This window comes from Shewanella algidipiscicola, from assembly GCF_900380485.1.
GTDB lineage: Bacteria > Pseudomonadota > Gammaproteobacteria > Enterobacterales > Shewanellaceae > Shewanella > Shewanella algidipiscicola.
Genome location: NZ_OXJV01000018.1, coordinates 112,561 through 127,528, shown reverse-complemented (window position 1 = coordinate 127,528; position 14,968 = coordinate 112,561). Strand labels below are relative to the sequence as shown.

Sequence of the window (14,968 nt, the reverse complement as noted above, 5' to 3'; positions counted from 1 at the left end):
TAGCTCCTATACGCTGTAAAGCAGTGTTAAGTCGTCGAGATTGAGGCAGCGCGCCTTATCACTGGGCTCGAGTAAATCGCAGCTAAAGGCACGCAAGGTGTCTAGCCCAGGCACTTCATCTGGAGTGCATGCTTGGCTAATGCAGCGCAGTGCATTGATGCCTAAGCTCGCCTCTAAGCTCGAACTGATGATCACTCGCACGCCGTGCTGGTGGGCGGTGTCGATGATCGTCTGTAAGCGGCTTAAGGTGCCCAGCAACATAGGCTTAATCACTAAGGCGCTAAGGCCCGCCTGCATGGTGAATTGATAACGCGGATCGTTAAGGCTCTCATCGAGGGCATAGGGGATCCCTAATGCATTGAATAACAGTGGATTGTGGTTCGGATCGCGGCATGGCTCTTCAATATATTCAATGGCTGCTAAGGGCAAGCAAGCTAAAAAGTCGATGGCATCTTGCAGTTTAAAGCTGCGATTGGCATCGAGACGCAGCTTGAGATCGGGGCGGATCGCCAAAATTTGATGAATTAATTGGATCTCCTCCATCATTGAGGTTTGCCCCACCTTTACCTTGACTGCATGCACCTGACGGTCGAGTTGCGCGACTTGCTGGCCAACCTCGGCTATGGGCTCATCTTGATGACGGTAGATAAGCGGCACTGTGCGAGGCAAAGCTCGTTGCGCCAACAGGCTAGGGGGTTGCCCCGACAACTTGGCATGTAACAGGCTTAAGCCATAGGCGAGTGAGGCCATGGTCGTATGCTCGGCAAGGTCAAGCAGGGCATCAAGCGGTTGCCCCGGTAGCGATGGCATGGCGGCAACGAGCGCGTCAATCACCTGCTCGAGTCGCTCTTGGCTAAAGCCCATTAATGGTTGACCGTCGACATCGACACCCGACAACGGCGCAATTTCAACTACCTCGCAGCCCAGCGCTGTGCTGGCCTGTAACACTAGGCCTTCGCGGCTATCGATACGTTGATTACCCACAGGTAATAGGGTTTCGAGTGGAATATGGTAGCGATACAGGTTAAGGGTTAACAATGTCATGTACGATCCTTTTGGGGGGCAAAGGCGCTTTATTGGCAAATAAATGCGTGCTCAGCTTATTGTGCTATTGGCCCGATTTCAAGTGCGGTGCCATCTCACTGGGCTGCCTAGGTATCTGGCGTGGTGAGTTGCTCAATTAAGGTGGTGCAAAAGGCATCACAGCAACTTAGGTGAATATTGTGGCCGCCATGCTCAAAGCGATGTAGGTACAGGGGGGCGCGTTGTTGCCATGCAGTGGCTAACGCCGAAAATTTATCATCTTGGCCACCGACATAATAATGCCAAGGCACGCCAAGTTGATGGGGTAAGCAGGACAGATCTTGCTGTAAGCCGAGTGAGGTCGGCAGGTAAATCTGTTGCAGCGCGGCCAACTTATTGCGGCTGCGATGTTGGATGAGCTGCGCGCGCTCGCTATCACTAAGATCGCTAAAGACGGCTTGGCGGTACCACAAGTTAAGAAACTCGCTTAGCGACATCTGTAGCATGCGTCCATGCCACTGTTTATCACAGTGCAAGCGCTGCTCGCGTAGCGCCTGGCTGGTCAGCCCGGGGTGACACGACTCCAAGTTGACACTTAAGATCTGCTGCGCCATGAGCTGCGCCAGATGCAGGGCGATGCGCCCACCAAGGGAGTAACCCAGCAAGTGAAAGGTCTCGATATTGAGCGCTGTGAGTGTACGGCGGATCAGGCTGGCAACCTGCATAAAGCCCGGCGAAGGCAGCGCTAGGCTCGGGCTATCGCCATGGCTAGGCAGATCGAGACAGACACAGTAAAAATGCTGGCTCAGACGCGGCATCAAGTCTTGCCAGTCCTGTTTATCGCCCAGCAACCCATGCAGTAATACCAAGCAGGGATTAGTGGGCTGGCCATAACAGCGCGAGGCGAGCATTAGCTTTGCTTTATCCATGCAGCGATCTGCGCTATCTGTGAGCTGGCTTGATCTTGAGCCACGTTGACCTCAATCACCGAAGTGCCCTGATGGTTAATCGCCTCTTGATAGACTTCATTAAAGGCGTTGATGTCGTCAACTTGGTTGTAGGCTAAGCCAAACATGGCCGCGGCGTAACCAAACTCTAAGCCATGGGCCAAGCGGTAATATTCGCTGCGCAGCTTTTCGTCGGGCACTGGCAATAAATTAAAGATATTGCCGCCATCATTATTGAGGATCACGATCACCAGTGGACCGTTATGATTAGCGGCAATGGCGAATGAATTTAAATCGTGCAGTTGCGATAAGTCGCCAATAATTAAGGTGGTCGGTTGTTTTTTATGGGCCGCAATGCCGCAGGCGGTCGCTAATAAACCGTCGATACCCGATGCGCCGCGGTTAGTGTAAATACTTGCCATGGTGGCCGTGGTGGGGGCAAACATATCGTACAAGCGCACCGGCAAACTGTTACCAATAAACAGTTGCTTATCGGTTTGCATCGCAATGGCACGTACCACCTGAGCTTCGCCAAATTCCCCTTGATCGATCTGCTGCTCGAATAGGCTATCCAAGCGTTGATTTAATTCGATTAATTGCACCGCCCAGTTGGCCTGTGACGAGCGTGGCCAAGCCAATTGGCTAAAGACGTTAACTGGGCAGAGCCAAATCTGTTTTGGCGTATGGCTGGGATCTAACCGCTGCTGATGGGGCAGTACTTGCCAATAGCTCTTCCATTTCTGTTCGGCCAAGTAGTTAATTAAGCGTTTTGACAGTAGGCGCCCACCAAACACCAGTACTTTTTCAGCCTGTTGTAACAACGATTTAGCCTTAGGTTGCAGCAGCAGTTGGTCGATATTACCTATGGCTGCGCCATGTTGTCTCAATTGAGATTGGGCATCGGTGAGTATCGGCCAGCCCAACTTGTGCGCCAGCTCGATAATTAATTCGGGCTGCTCATGGGGCGCTAAGGTGCCCACCACAATGACGCCTTTACCATGGACAAAGCGCGCTAAGGCATCGCTACTGGGCGTGCTGTGCAGCTGCGCCTTAGCGTATTGGCTAAAGGGTTGCGAAGTATGTTGCCAGTTGCCCAGCGTACTCAGATAGTGAGTAAAATCGGCGCTCATGGTGCCAGGGTAAAGTGGCTCGCGGTACATGCAATTGATATGTACCGGTTGAGTCTGGTTGGCAATGGCGTTATCAATAGTGGTTAGCAGCGCCTCAGGGCGGATCTGTAGATCTGGCGTGGGCAGGTTTACCTGCTGAGCGTAATGACCAAAAATAGCGGGTTGAACAATGGCTTGGTTCGCGCCGCAGTCAAGTAATTCGGGTGGTCTATCGCCCGATAATACGATGAGTGGCACATGGGTGAGCCATGCCTCAACGATGGCGGGGTAAAGATTAGCGACTGCCGTGCCCGAAGTGGTAATGATGGCCACGGGAGCACGACTAGCCTTGGCTAACCCCAGCGCCATAAAGGCTAACCCGCGTTCATCGAAATGCAGATGCTGCTTCAGTTTAGTCTGCTTTGCCGCCGCTAAGGTGAGCGGCGTAGAGCGAGAACCCGGCGCCATGCAAACATGCTGCACACCTAGGCGTGCTAATTCTTCGAGGAGTATCGATCCCCACAATAAGTTGAGCTCAGCTGTTTTATCCATTGATCACGATGAAGTTTTTAAGGTTTCGATTGAGGTTAGTGTAACGCGATTTAAGGATTAGGAGTAAGGCTTAGCTCGCGATATCACATTTTGAGCAAGATTGGTTTAGCTTATTCTGGTCATGAGGGTGACATTATCATTGATATATTTTGTTGGTATTGAGATTAAATTGTTTTGCATGTGTCTTTTTTGCAGCGTTACTGGTGATTTAACCATCAGTTGTGCGCTTATTTTATGAGCTTCCCCCCACAATCGCGTTTTTATACTGTTAATCCTGCAATGTTTGATATGGTCAAAAGTTCGCTAGGTATTACTATGCTAATCTGGCTCAATACGGAAATGATGGCTAGGGTTAACATAGTGAATAAAAAGGAACTTTCTAAACTAGATTATTTTACGCTGAGGGTATTAATCGGTTTATTTGAATATCAAAATGGCTCTGTGGTTGCAGAGCAGCTCAATACCACTCAACCTAAGGTGAGTCGTGCCTTGAGTTGTCTGCGCGAGTGGGTAAAGGATGAACTATTTGTACGCCAGCAATATGGTTTACAGCCTAATGCCATGGCCGAAAAGCTTTATCCCTTAGCTAAGGCGATAGTAGCAGCCTATGATGAGATGAGTATTGTCATACATCACTGGCAACCCCAACAGAGTGAATTGACTATAGCAGCGCAAGAGCATCAAGCTGGCTTATTAGCCGAAGCGGTGCAAGAGGTGTGTCAGTTATTAGGGCGTAATGTCACGATTAATATGCAACAGTGGAGCGACAATACGCCTAGTCTTATCGCCCAAGGCAAAATTGATTATGGCGTGGGGATTAATGTGGATCTGCATCAATCGATTGAAAGTGTCGATTTAGGCGAGGTCAAATATCGCTATATTATTGCCAAAAAGCATCATCCTATTTTTAGTGAAACCTTGTCGCTTCCTATGTTATTTAGCCACCGCTTTGTGTTTATCAATTATTCATTAGTTGGCGGCAAACGTCATTGGCTCGAGGATCTTGCGCAAAAGTTAGGGGTCAATCTGGCGGTTAGCTTAAAAACATCGAGTCTTAATGTGGCACTGGATCATGTGGCCCATTGCGATGATATTTGTTGGATTGCCTCGGCGCTCGCGCCGCAGTTTGTTCGCCAGCGTCCAGAGCTTGCCATGATTGATGTGTCTGAGTTTTTTAATCGTGAATGTCGTGATTCAAATCGGTTTGTGCCTTACCACTATTACCTGCAATTTCATCATGGTAACGATAAGTTATTCACTTCTCATCTGTTGGCCAATTTGCAAGATAAAGTGGCTAAACTCCATCAGAACTGCCACCAACAGATGTTGGAGCCTGACCAAGGCTAAGCTCGGCTATCGAAGGCAGTGCTTGGCTACTGGATTGATGGTAGCTGTCGATAATGCTGTTGATCATCCATTGTAGTGGTTGACCATTGTCGCAGCTGTTGTAAATCAATGTCAGCATGGGCGGCGCTATCTGGCTATAAATTCGGTTGGTTTCAAACTGAGATAATTCGCATGAATGTAAGCCATCAATATTTTCAGTGATCTCTGATTTTTCGTTAAATGGTAACAGTGTTAATGCTTGGCTATTTCTGAGGTAATCGAACAAAAAGTTAATATTTTTGGCTTCAACGTCGCTGTGCAGTGCCAGCCCGCTCATATTGCAATACTCCTGAAATGGCGAAACCGCATTCTTGATGCCACCGATATTAGGATTAGCAAAGGGGTACTTTGCAATCGTTTCCAAGGTGATCTCTTGATGGTAAATATCATGATGTTCGTTAGCGATAAGCAACAGTCGATTTAATGGCGATAAGGCTATGGTACTGATATTGCTTACGGCATGGAGTTCAGCGTTGTTTCTGCTGTAACACAAGCCGATATCTACTTTGCCTTTGCTGATCTCATCCAGTGTTTTTGGGGTCCAAGATTTCGATGAAACCGATATTTGTTTACCAGCATCTCTAATATTGTTTAATACTCCCTTAGATAAATTAAGATATAAAGGAGTTGGAATGGCAATATTAAAGTGTAAGTTATTGCATTCTACACTTTCATTTTTAAACGACTGTAAGGCTTTGGAGCACTCTACAATTTCTTTTGCGATAGGATAGATTTTACTGGCGTATTCGTTTGGGATTAATCCGTATCTTTTTCTAATAAAAAGCTCATTGCCAAATATTTCGCGTGCATGCTTTAAACTGCGACTTATTTTTGGCGCCGGTATGTTGAGCTTTTGAGATACAAAGGTCGCTGATTGATTTTCATATAGGTGCACAAAAATATTTAGACACAGTAGATCCAGATCGCTGAATATTATATCTCTCATTTAATATACCCCTTAAACGTAAGTGTTCCTTCCAACATCATAAGGAAGTTTATTTGTCATTTGTCTAAATCTATTAACTATTTTTGCTAAATGATTGTTATGTCACTTAATGGGTTATGCATATTATGAAACTAAGTTATTCTTATATTTAATTTCTTGGTATTTTTAATTGTTTTTATTTATATCTTAGGTGTTCATTGATCTTTTTATACTATTTCACATCAGTTTTATGCATGTTGCATTATCCGGTTATCTATATCTTATATTTAGCTTATATGTTTTCTGATTTTCTTGTTTCTATATTTTAAAATAGGATTTTATGATGGTGATTGTAATTGCTTGAAATAAGTATTGTTAGTTTTTCTTGTGTGATCTAAATCAAGGTTTAGATTTTCTTGTTTATAAATAATGGCCATGCGTTAAAAAATAATAATTGTTAGAATGTTGGAGGTAATTATGAATGCTTCAGTAGTTTTTAGTTATGCCTTTATTTACTTTGTTTTATTCGTGGTTGTTCCATTTGTAATCGTGACATTTGCAATGACCTGTATTAAATTTTTTAAATCTGATGATAAATCCGAGGGGAAAGTATTTAAGTTTAAAGGAAGTACCGTGAGTGCCAAGGCTCAAGTCTTTTTATCTAAATTGAGTAGCGCATTTAAAAGTAAATACAGTGTGCTTTATGGTACCTGTTTAGACAGTATTTTGGATATTGATAATAATAAGGATGAGCAGGCGCATGAATATTTAAGAGCCTGTCATTTAGATTATGTATTAGTGGACCCAGAATCGTCAGCGGTGAAGTTGGTTATTACCGATCCTGAGCATAACTCTCCTGAGAAAAATGCGTTTATTGAACACTCGCTAGCCCAAGTGGGCATTAAAGTGCTTCATCTAGATACCGATGTGCCTTGTGATGAAGCTCTCTTAACCCGCTCATTGTCGATGGCGGCATAGTGTCTAGCGTGCTGGGGCGACGGCTTCAGCACCTATTTTTAAGTTGTTAATTCAATTATCACTCTCATCTCGTGAGGACTCATTATGTCCCTATTCAGCAAAATAGCGTTTTGCGCGGTGTCGATATCAGCTCTCTTGTTGCTGAATATTATGCCTGTGAAAGCCGAAGTGAATCGTTTGCAAATCAATCAAGATAAATGTGTTAAATGCCATAAACGTAACGGTTTAATGGCAGGAGTGCACGGTAATGATGCGTTAGCGTTAACCTGCCAAAGTTGTCATGGCGAAAAGGGTAAGCATCCTCGCCAGCCATCATTGATCATCGGTTTTAGTGCCGATTCGAGCACAAAAGTGACCGCTCAGGTGGACAGTTGCTCGCAGTGCCATGAGCACGATGTTCTTTATCAAGCCGATTGGACCCATGCCGTGCATTCAAACAAGGTGGGATGTGCCAACTGCCATCAGTTGCACAGCGATTCGGATCCTATGATGACCTTGGCGACTGAGGAGCGCAGTGCCCTATGTGGCAAGTGCCATGGTATTACCCCTAAGGAGAGTGATGATGAAAAACTCTAGACGTTTGTTTTTGAAATCCGCTTGCGCCTTAGTGGTAGGGGCTTCTGGTTACACTGTGGCGCAGGGCCCGTTAGGGGAGGCGCAACAATCTACTAAAAAATATGCCCTTATCCATGACGAAACCAAATGCATCGGTTGCGATGCTTGCAGCGTGGCATGCCGCGAGGTTAACAATGTACCCGAAGGGGTAACTCGGCTGCGCATTGAGCGTAAAGGCCCCTATGGTGAGTACCCGGAGCAATATTTTAGATTTACCCGCCACTCTTGCCAGCACTGTGAAGATACCCCTTGCGTTAAGGTTTGCCCCACAGGCGCCGCGTACAAAGATGAGGCGACGGGCATTGTCAGTGTCGATGCGTGGAAATGTGTTGGCTGCCAATACTGTATCGCGGCTTGCCCCTATCAAGTGCGTTTTATCAACCCAGTTACTAAGGCGGCCGACAAGTGTGATTTTTGTAAGGAGACGCGCTTAAAAGAGGGCAAGTTACCGGCTTGTGTCAGTGCCTGTCCAACCCAAGCGCTGACTTTTGGCGATCTGCAAGATCCCGATTCACAAGTGGTGCAGGTGCTAAAGCATACGCCCAACTATCGCACTAAGACCGAGCTTGGGACACGTCCTAAGTTATTTCGTATTGGCTCACAAGACGGCGAGGTAAGGTTATGAGTCCATTCCATTTTGACGGCCTTGTGTGGCATTGGCCGATTGCGATCTACCTGTTTTTAGCTGGGGTGTCTGCCGGCGCGGTGTTTTTTGCGATTTTGCTAAAACAGTTCCGCTTAGGCGATGATGCTTATCGATCTCCTTTCGTGCAAGCGGCGTGTATTATCGCGCCATTGAGTGTGTTTGCCGGATTGGGCATCTTGGTGATCGATCTTACCAAGCCGTTTGATTTTTGGAAGATATTGGTGTTTTACAACCCTACCTCTGTGATGTCGGTCGGGGTGGCGGTGTTGATGTTTTACCAAGCGATGTTATTTGCCTGGTTAGCATGTGTGTTTAAAAAGCCGTTGCTCGCGTTTTGTGAGCAGCGCTGGCCACGTGTGCAACGCTTATTAAAGTGGCTGGTGAGTGCCGAAGCTAGCATTACTGGTATCTTGGCGATTTCGGCGGTGGCCTTGGGTGCCTATACCGGCTTCTTGCTGTCGGCGTTAACCACCTATCCCATGCTTAATAATCCGGTATTGCCCTTACTGTTTCTGTTCTCTGGCCTCTCCTCTGGTGCGGCAGGCACCCTGCTTGGTGGCGTGCTGATGAAGGGCAGTCCAGATGGCAAAGAAGTGCACTTTATCCACAATATTGAGATCCCGATTATTTTGGTGGAAATGGTGTTAATTTTTACCTTCTTTGTCGGATTGATATTGAGTGGTGGTGCCAGCAAGATAGCCGCCTTTAGGGCGATAGGTGAAGGCTTCTGGGGCTGGGTATTCTGGGGCGGTATTGTGTTTGTAGGCTTGAGTCTGCCGCTGGCCTTTAACCTCTTCATGAAAGCCTCGGCTAAGCGTAAGTTTTCTTATGTGGCGGTCACGGCCATGTGTAGTTTGACGGGCGTATTATTGTTGCGCAACTTCATTCTTTACACCGGCCAGATGACGGTGGCTTAGCCGTCGGAGGTTGCGATGTACAAATTGGGATTAGGAGCGCTACTGTTGTGCCTCACTTTAATGGTGCAGGCGCAATCGGTGGTCGATACTCATATGCTCAATGGCGATTGTGAAACGTGCCATGAAAATGGCGAACCATCGATTAACAATGAGGTTGAAAACCGCGCTTGTATTGAGTGTCATGGGAGTGTCGATACCCTTGATGGCCCTTATCATCAGTCACATTCCTATTTGATGATGTGCAGTGATTGCCATAAGGTGCACGCCTCCACGCCAGTGACAGACAGTTGTATGCGCTGCCATCACTGATAAGGCTTGTCAGTCCCATTAGTCACACGCCACAGGGCTATTGGCTAGTGGGACGACTCGATATAGTTACTGGGCGCGGTTGTCTATCCATTCACTCATCACCACGTGAGTTTTAATTTTAATGATGTTGCTTTGGGCATCGATATGTTCGCGAATTTCATGTAAGCGCTTCATCGAACTGGCCTGCACATACACTAGCAGATCCATGTCGCCAGTGATCCCACGGCATGTGACTACTTCGGGTATCGACTGAAACACATGCACCACATCGGCACTCTTACGGCATTGATGCTGGATCTCAAAATAAGCGGATACCCCCTCTTTTTGCGACTCACTGAGTAAGACTTGATAACCGCGAATAATACCGCTTTGCTCCAGCTTTTTGATACGTTCAGATACGGCACTGCGCGACAGGCTGACTTTGTCGGCAATATGTGACACGCTCTGGCGTGCATCTTGGCGTAATGCGCTGATGATTGCTTTATCAAATTTATCCATCGAGTGTCTCTCATGCGGCGGCGACGATTTGTCGGTAAAAAGGTAAAATGACGTCAAAATGGCGGTCGCCATAGGAACATCGACGCAATGCTATGACAGTTTGTTGCGTCACACAAGTCTATACTAATGGGCATTAACCACCTTTACAGATAACAAGATGACTCATATTCAAGGCAGCATAGGGCGTTGGCAGGGAGCAGGTTTAATGGCCACCACTTTGCTGGGTACCGGGGTATTTATTTTACCGCAGATGACGATTGATACCGCGGGCACGGGCGCCATACTTGCGTGGATATTACTGACCTTAGCCATTATTCCGGTATCGCTGGTCTTTGGCCGATTAGCCGGCATCTTTCCTCATGCGGCGGGGCCGGCTTACTTTATTGAAAAGGCCTTTGGCCGCACTGCAGGGCGCACCATAGGTTTGATTTTTTTGTTGGTGATCCCTTTAGGGGCACCGGCGGCGGTGTTAATGACATTTCAGTTTGTTAATGAGTTGGTGGCCCTGTCTGGCTGGCAGCAAGTGTTCACTGAGCTGGGGTTACTCTTGTTGCTTTTGGTCTTGAACCTTAGGGGGATCCAAGTCTCGGCTAAGTTGCAGTTTGCACTAACACTGGCCATTGTGACCGTGGTGGTGGTGATGTTTGGCGCTGGTGGCAGCCACCTTGGCGAATTTGAGTTGGCGGCCCATCAAGCGGGCGGCGATATGAGCCTGGTGATGGCGGCCGCCGGTATCGCGTTTTGGAGTTTTTTGGGTATCGAAGCCATGACGCATCTAGCCAATGACTTTAAAGATCCTAAGAAAGATATGATGGCGGCGATGATTATCGGTACCGTCTTGGTTGGCTTGGTCTATGTGGCGTGTACGGCGTTGTTACTGTTTGCGCCGCCCACTGATGGCCTCGCTATGGTGGCAGCATTTGATCAATTACTGGGAGGCTATGGCGCACAAGTGATTGGTATACTAGGTATTGCCGGTGGGTTATCGACCGTTAATGTGTATACCGCCAGTGTGTCTAGGTTGATCTGGAGCTTTAGCTGTGAAGGGGTGTTACCACGTTATTTTATGCAGTTAAATAGCCACAGAGTGCCAGTACGCGCACTGATAGCGGTATTGTTGACCATGGCACTAGTGATTGTACTGACCTATCTTTCGGGGCAAGAGCTGGAACACCTGATTGCCTGGACCAACGGCGTATTTGTGATTATCTATCTGGTTTCTATGATGGCGGCGGTCAAACTGCTGAGTAAGCGTTACCTGCCACTGGCTCTGATGGGGATACTGTTTTGTTTGCTGATGATGCAGGCGCTAGGCAATAACATGTGGTATGCCACAGGCTTAGTATTGTTGGTGGCGCCTTTATTGTGGTGGCAAAAAAGCCATCAGGCACGCAAGTTAGCCCTCAGCTTAAATAAGTCATAGTGCCACAAAAATACGCTTGTTAACGACGCAGGGTAGTCGAAACGCCACTATTTATGTTGACTCATTTACGTTGAGCCTAAGGCACCTATGCCAAGCAAAGGACAATGATTGCCCGCGCTGCCATTGGTGCCTGTGCGTTATGGCAGTTGGTTTATTGCCGCATTGCGCATCTGGATAAGCTCACTGTGTTTAAGGTGTAGCAAGTCTGCAGTGCGGCGCACTATCTGATCTTCATAACGGCACAGGTGACCATCGGCATAGGCCAGCTTCCACATGGCTAAGATCAGCTGCTGCTTTTCCGCTAAGCTGAACTGCTGGTTAATCTCTGTGGTGAATTCATACAGTGAGGTGGCATCTTTATGATTTGCCTGCGCCGTTGCAATCAGCTCATCAACCTCGCCTGGCGCTAACGACAGCGTGGTGGTGAGCAGGCTGGGTAACAGATGCAGCTCTTCATCACTCAGAGTTTCGTCGGCATAAACCACCTCCAGCAGTAAACTGACCGCTGCAAGGTTAAGATGCTTGGCTTTTTCTTGTGGTGATACCGCTTGGCGCTCAGAAGCGAGCAACTGTTTTAGCTTTGCTATCATCATGATTCTCTTTTACTGCCTCGATATCGGTTAGAGCCCGATAATAGTGAAGAGTTCACCATAATAACAAAGCTAGGCTTGGGCGTGGAAGCTGTGACTACAGGATTGCACCGAGCCCTTGCAGCAGCAGATCGCTGGTACCTGCACCGGCATTGGTGTCTAAATAACTTTTAACAATATCCACCATCGGCATGGCCAGCTGTTTAGAAATGCCTAACTTTTCAAAGGCATCATAAACCTGTGCGCCACCCTGCAACGATGCTCCCAGATCGCCAGCCTGTGATAATAAGCCCGACATGCCCGAGCCGTTATCGGCTTGAGGCGCGGCGCCAAGTAACATATCCGCTCCCGGAATCGCCGCTGCAATCGGTGCAAAACTCTCGTTACCTAGAGTAGATTGTGCCAAGGAGAGTAGGCTGCCGAGTCCGCCTTCTGCTTGGTTTTGGTTGAGCCCGAGCTGTGACATGACAGTGCTAACCAGATCGTTATTTTGGGTCTGCGGCGCCGTTACTTGGGGTTCAGTCTTGTTACTTAAATTATCGAGCCAGCCCGCGTGAGCTGCGCCGTTGAAAGCGAGAGTACTGAGCAGTAGTGGAACCATCTTGAGTGACTTCATCACTTACCATCCTATGGTGAATCAATTTAATGTGGCGCTAATATTAGCTTAAGTCGGGCAAGATTTCGTCGTTATTTTTAGACATCTGCTGTGCATTAGATAGGAAATTTCGGTATCCTGTGCGACTTATTAGTTGGTTTATCATTATCTATTGGAACGACCTATGTCATTATCAGCGATTTTGACCGAAGCATATAACTTCTTTCGCAATCATATTAGTCAGTTAGCTATTTTAACCGTCCCCATTTTGTTTATTCAGGTGAGTATTCAATTATGGCTGGGAATGGAGATCAACAGTGCCGATTTAGAGAACCCTCAGTTTGGTGCATCTCATATGGTCGCTATGATGGTGTTGCTATTGGTCTTTTCGGTGTTGATTGCATCGTTAACCCTGTTTATGGAAGTGAGATCCAATGGCCATGAACCATCTAATGCCTTGATTTTAAAAACCAGTTTAAATTTTGTGCCTGGGTTATTGCTGGCGGGTGTGATGTCTGGGTTACTGATTTTAGCTCCAGTGATGTTGTTTGCCGCCTTTGGCCCCTTGTGGCTGATAGGCTTGACCCTGAGCATCTATGTGTTTGCTCGACTCGCCTATGTTAACTTCATGGTGGTGGTCGAGCGATTAACACCGCTCGAAGCGATTAAAGGCAGTTTCAAGTTTAGCTCTGCTATCGCCTTTAAAACGTTACTGGTATTAATGCTTTATATTCCATTATCTCTGCTGGGTGGTACCTTGTCGCAACTCGCCTCAGCTGTTGGCTTTCCGCTGATGCTGATTGTCGAGGTAAGCGTGGCGTTTTTTGGGTTATTTGTTAACGTTGCGCTGTTTCGCTTATACATGGTGTCGCGCCCTAGCATCGATGAGCAGGTGTAGCGAATGTTTATATAAGGGCCTAATAGGCCCTTTTTTGTAAGTTTTACGGAGTGTATGCCGTGCTGACCGATATCGAACTCGTGAGCGAATTTTCTCAAGTGCTTGGCGAAGATTATCGTATCGCCAAGAGTTACGTACGTGATGTGCCTACCCAAGCCTTGCTGCATATCCGCAGTTTTACTCATAAATTGACGGATCAGTTAGCCCAGTCGCAGCAGATTATTTTTGATAGCCCTAACCTCTACGATCATATTGAGACCCTGAATCGCCATCGAGTGATCAATGTGCGTATCACTCGAAGCCTGCATCGGCTGCGCGGTGATGGTAATCGAGGGGCTCATCCGGAAAAATACCATTTAACCGCCGATGCGCTGCAAGAGTTGGCGCAGCGGGCAATTGAACGCTTACTCAGGTTAGTGGTTGAGCTGTTTCCCTTGATACACCAACGGCCTGCCCCTGAGTATCAGTTTGAACCGTTCGATTCGATTGCCGGTCGCGACTTATGTTATCGGGCGATCATGGAAAACGACCATCAGGCTCAGTACTTGGTGGGGATGTCGTTAAAAACCCGTGCCCTGATGCAGCGTGAGCAAGAGCAAGCCCTAGAAGAGCAAGATGACGAGCCTAAGGCGCAGCACCTGCGCAGCGCAGACAGCTTTAAGCAAGCAGCCTATTGGTTTGCACAGGCAGCGCCTCATCATATTGACGCCTTATATGAATATGGGGTTAGCCTGTTGCACGGTTATAACGGCGAGCCAGATGTCAGCGCTGGTGAAACTGCGATCATCGGTGCAGCTAAAGCGGGTGTCGCCAATGCCATGGCCTTATTGGGGTATTTCTATTTGGTGGGAGGCGAGCATATTGAGGTCAGCCATAGTGATGCCTTGCACTATCTGCAGGCGGCTGCGGCATTAGAGCATTCTGAAGCGATGGCCAATCTTGGGGTGCTCTATTATCAGCAAGGCGACTATAGCCAAGCCTATCATTACATTTCGACAGCTGCTAACGCTGGGTTTCCCCATGCGCAGTATCATTTAGCCTTAATGTTAGCCCGAGGTGAGGGGTGTGAGCCCGACGCATTAGCCAGTCAGCATTGGATGGCCGAAGCGGCAGAGCAAGGCCAGCTCGACGCCATGTTGAATCGAGCGCAGCAGATGCTTAATAGCGACAATGCCCTCGGTGATGACTATAGCGTGGCCGAACGTTATCTGCGTCAAGTGGTTAAATATGGCCACAGTGTTCCGGCGATGATTGAACTGAGTATCGCCTTAGCCGATGGCATTTTGGGGCGTATTGATGTGGTCGGCTCGGCGGCACTGCTTAACATGGCGCGCGCCCGTGCAAATGAACAAGAGCTGGCGGTTATCTCACCGTTATGGCGCTCATTGGTGGCGCAAATCGACAATGTGCTGGCGGTCACTGATAATCAGGCCGAGGTCTCGGCGCTAGAGCGGGCTAAAGAGCTATTATCTGAGCCGATTTAACACGTTTAGGCTAATGGGCTGCTGGGGCATAAATTGGCTTGGATAGCTTGAGCTTAGAGGTGAGTTTGCCGGT

General features: G+C 47.8%; 16 protein-coding genes. 9 read left to right on the top strand and 7 right to left on the bottom strand.

Translation table 11 applies throughout. From position 1 onward, the window contains the following. Positions 1 to 6: 6 nt before the first annotated feature. From menC to menD, 3 genes are all read right to left on the bottom strand, one after another. Entirely contained in the window at positions 7 to 1,044 is a 1,038-nt protein-coding gene (gene menC, locus DN599_RS14445) for an o-succinylbenzoate synthase (protein ID WP_110458294.1), read from the bottom strand. A gap of 107 nt (positions 1,045 to 1,151) precedes the next feature. Then, positions 1,152 to 1,952 carry a 2-succinyl-6-hydroxy-2,4-cyclohexadiene-1-carboxylate synthase gene (menH, locus tag DN599_RS14440; RefSeq protein ID WP_239473317.1) on the bottom strand — a complete coding sequence of 267 codons (801 nt, stop codon included), beginning with the start codon at positions 1,950 to 1,952 and terminating at the stop codon, positions 1,152 to 1,154. Continuing rightward, positions 1,934 to 3,631 (bottom strand): 2-succinyl-5-enolpyruvyl-6-hydroxy-3-cyclohexene-1-carboxylic-acid synthase, encoded by a 1,698-nt coding sequence (gene menD, locus DN599_RS14435; protein ID WP_110458293.1) that lies wholly within the window; start codon positions 3,629 to 3,631, stop codon positions 1,934 to 1,936. The genes menH and menD overlap by 19 nt, the downstream gene beginning before the upstream one ends. 360 nt (positions 3,632 to 3,991) lie before the next feature. Between menD and DN599_RS14430 the strand changes: the two genes are divergently transcribed. Beyond that, positions 3,992 to 4,978: a LysR family transcriptional regulator gene (locus tag DN599_RS14430; protein WP_162599218.1), complete on the top strand. Its 987-nt coding sequence runs from the start codon at positions 3,992 to 3,994 to the stop codon at positions 4,976 to 4,978. Here the strand turns inward: DN599_RS14430 and DN599_RS14425 are convergent. After that, on the bottom strand, positions 4,926 to 5,963 hold the full coding sequence (locus DN599_RS14425) for a LysR family transcriptional regulator (RefSeq protein ID WP_110458291.1): 1,038 nt from the start codon (positions 5,961 to 5,963) through the stop codon (positions 4,926 to 4,928). The two genes, DN599_RS14430 and DN599_RS14425, sit on opposite strands and share 53 nt — an antisense overlap. Positions 5,964 to 6,419: 456 nt before the next feature. Here DN599_RS14425 and DN599_RS14420 point away from each other — a divergent pair, with 456 nt between their 5' ends. From DN599_RS14420 to DN599_RS14400, 5 genes are all read left to right on the top strand, one after another. After that, a complete protein-coding gene (locus DN599_RS14420; RefSeq protein WP_110458290.1) occupies positions 6,420 to 6,920 on the top strand; it encodes a DUF2726 domain-containing protein in 501 nt (166 codons plus the stop codon). An 84-nt stretch (positions 6,921 to 7,004) separates the two neighbouring features. Next, positions 7,005 to 7,496 carry a cytochrome c3 family protein gene (locus DN599_RS14415; protein WP_110458289.1) on the top strand — a complete coding sequence of 164 codons (492 nt, stop codon included), beginning with the start codon at positions 7,005 to 7,007 and terminating at the stop codon, positions 7,494 to 7,496. Next, positions 7,483 to 8,160 (top strand): 4Fe-4S dicluster domain-containing protein, encoded by a 678-nt coding sequence (locus tag DN599_RS14410; RefSeq protein ID WP_110458288.1) that lies wholly within the window; start codon positions 7,483 to 7,485, stop codon positions 8,158 to 8,160. Before DN599_RS14415 ends, DN599_RS14410 begins: the two co-directional genes overlap by 14 nt. Beyond that, positions 8,157 to 9,098: a cytochrome c nitrite reductase subunit NrfD gene (nrfD, locus tag DN599_RS14405; protein WP_110458287.1), complete on the top strand. Its 942-nt coding sequence runs from the start codon at positions 8,157 to 8,159 to the stop codon at positions 9,096 to 9,098. Before DN599_RS14410 ends, nrfD begins: the two co-directional genes overlap by 4 nt. Before the next feature lie 15 nt (positions 9,099 to 9,113). Continuing rightward, positions 9,114 to 9,407: a cytochrome c3 family protein gene (locus DN599_RS14400; protein ID WP_110458286.1), complete on the top strand. Its 294-nt coding sequence runs from the start codon at positions 9,114 to 9,116 to the stop codon at positions 9,405 to 9,407. Positions 9,408 to 9,473: 66 nt separating this feature from the next. Here the strand turns inward: DN599_RS14400 and DN599_RS14395 are convergent, their stop codons facing one another. Beyond that, positions 9,474 to 9,905 carry an Lrp/AsnC family transcriptional regulator gene (locus DN599_RS14395; protein ID WP_110458285.1) on the bottom strand — a complete coding sequence of 144 codons (432 nt, stop codon included), beginning with the start codon at positions 9,903 to 9,905 and terminating at the stop codon, positions 9,474 to 9,476. Positions 9,906 to 10,062: 157 nt separating this feature from the next. On the opposite strand from DN599_RS14395, the gene yjeH reads away from it, so the two are divergent. Next, on the top strand, positions 10,063 to 11,328 hold the full coding sequence (yjeH, locus tag DN599_RS14390; RefSeq protein WP_110458284.1) for an L-methionine/branched-chain amino acid transporter: 1,266 nt from the start codon (positions 10,063 to 10,065) through the stop codon (positions 11,326 to 11,328). Positions 11,329 to 11,465: 137 nt separating this feature from the next. Here yjeH and DN599_RS14385 read toward each other — a convergent pair whose 3' ends face one another. Together DN599_RS14385 and DN599_RS14380 are read right to left on the bottom strand one after the other, a co-directional pair. Continuing rightward, a complete protein-coding gene (locus DN599_RS14385) occupies positions 11,466 to 11,918 on the bottom strand; it encodes a tellurite resistance TerB family protein (RefSeq protein WP_110458283.1) in 453 nt (150 codons plus the stop codon). 97 nt (positions 11,919 to 12,015) lie between these two features. Then, entirely contained in the window at positions 12,016 to 12,534 is a 519-nt protein-coding gene (locus DN599_RS14380) for a DUF2780 domain-containing protein (RefSeq protein WP_110458282.1), read from the bottom strand. A gap of 163 nt (positions 12,535 to 12,697) precedes the next feature. Here DN599_RS14380 and DN599_RS14375 point away from each other — a divergent pair, with 163 nt between their 5' ends. After that, entirely contained in the window at positions 12,698 to 13,411 is a 714-nt protein-coding gene (locus DN599_RS14375; protein WP_110458281.1) for a hypothetical protein, read from the top strand. Positions 13,412 to 13,470: 59 nt separating this feature from the next. Continuing rightward, a complete protein-coding gene (locus DN599_RS14370; RefSeq protein ID WP_110458280.1) occupies positions 13,471 to 14,895 on the top strand; it encodes a tetratricopeptide repeat protein in 1,425 nt (474 codons plus the stop codon). Positions 14,896 to 14,968: the final 73 nt, after the last annotated feature.

Excerpts from the sequence above, each read along its gene's own strand:
- menC (WP_110458294.1), bottom strand. The coding sequence starts at position 1,044 with ATGACATTGTTAACCCTTAACCTGTATCGCTACCATATTCCACTCGAA.
- menH (WP_239473317.1), bottom strand. The coding sequence starts at position 1,952 with ATGGATAAAGCAAAGCTAATGCTCGCCTCGCGCTGTTATGGCCAGCCC.
- menD (WP_110458293.1), bottom strand. The coding sequence starts at position 3,631 with ATGGATAAAACAGCTGAGCTCAACTTATTGTGGGGATCGATACTCCTC.
- DN599_RS14425 (WP_110458291.1), bottom strand. The coding sequence starts at position 5,963 with ATGAGAGATATAATATTCAGCGATCTGGATCTACTGTGTCTAAATATT.
- DN599_RS14420 (WP_110458290.1), top strand. The coding sequence starts at position 6,420 with ATGAATGCTTCAGTAGTTTTTAGTTATGCCTTTATTTACTTTGTTTTA.
- DN599_RS14415 (WP_110458289.1), top strand. The coding sequence starts at position 7,005 with ATGTCCCTATTCAGCAAAATAGCGTTTTGCGCGGTGTCGATATCAGCT.
- DN599_RS14410 (WP_110458288.1), top strand. The coding sequence starts at position 7,483 with ATGAAAAACTCTAGACGTTTGTTTTTGAAATCCGCTTGCGCCTTAGTG.
- nrfD (WP_110458287.1), top strand. The coding sequence starts at position 8,157 with ATGAGTCCATTCCATTTTGACGGCCTTGTGTGGCATTGGCCGATTGCG.
- DN599_RS14400 (WP_110458286.1), top strand. The coding sequence starts at position 9,114 with ATGTACAAATTGGGATTAGGAGCGCTACTGTTGTGCCTCACTTTAATG.
- DN599_RS14395 (WP_110458285.1), bottom strand. The coding sequence starts at position 9,905 with ATGGATAAATTTGATAAAGCAATCATCAGCGCATTACGCCAAGATGCA.
- yjeH (WP_110458284.1), top strand. The coding sequence starts at position 10,063 with ATGACTCATATTCAAGGCAGCATAGGGCGTTGGCAGGGAGCAGGTTTA.
- DN599_RS14385 (WP_110458283.1), bottom strand. The coding sequence starts at position 11,918 with ATGATAGCAAAGCTAAAACAGTTGCTCGCTTCTGAGCGCCAAGCGGTA.
- DN599_RS14380 (WP_110458282.1), bottom strand. The coding sequence starts at position 12,534 with ATGAAGTCACTCAAGATGGTTCCACTACTGCTCAGTACTCTCGCTTTC.
- DN599_RS14375 (WP_110458281.1), top strand. The coding sequence starts at position 12,698 with ATGTCATTATCAGCGATTTTGACCGAAGCATATAACTTCTTTCGCAAT.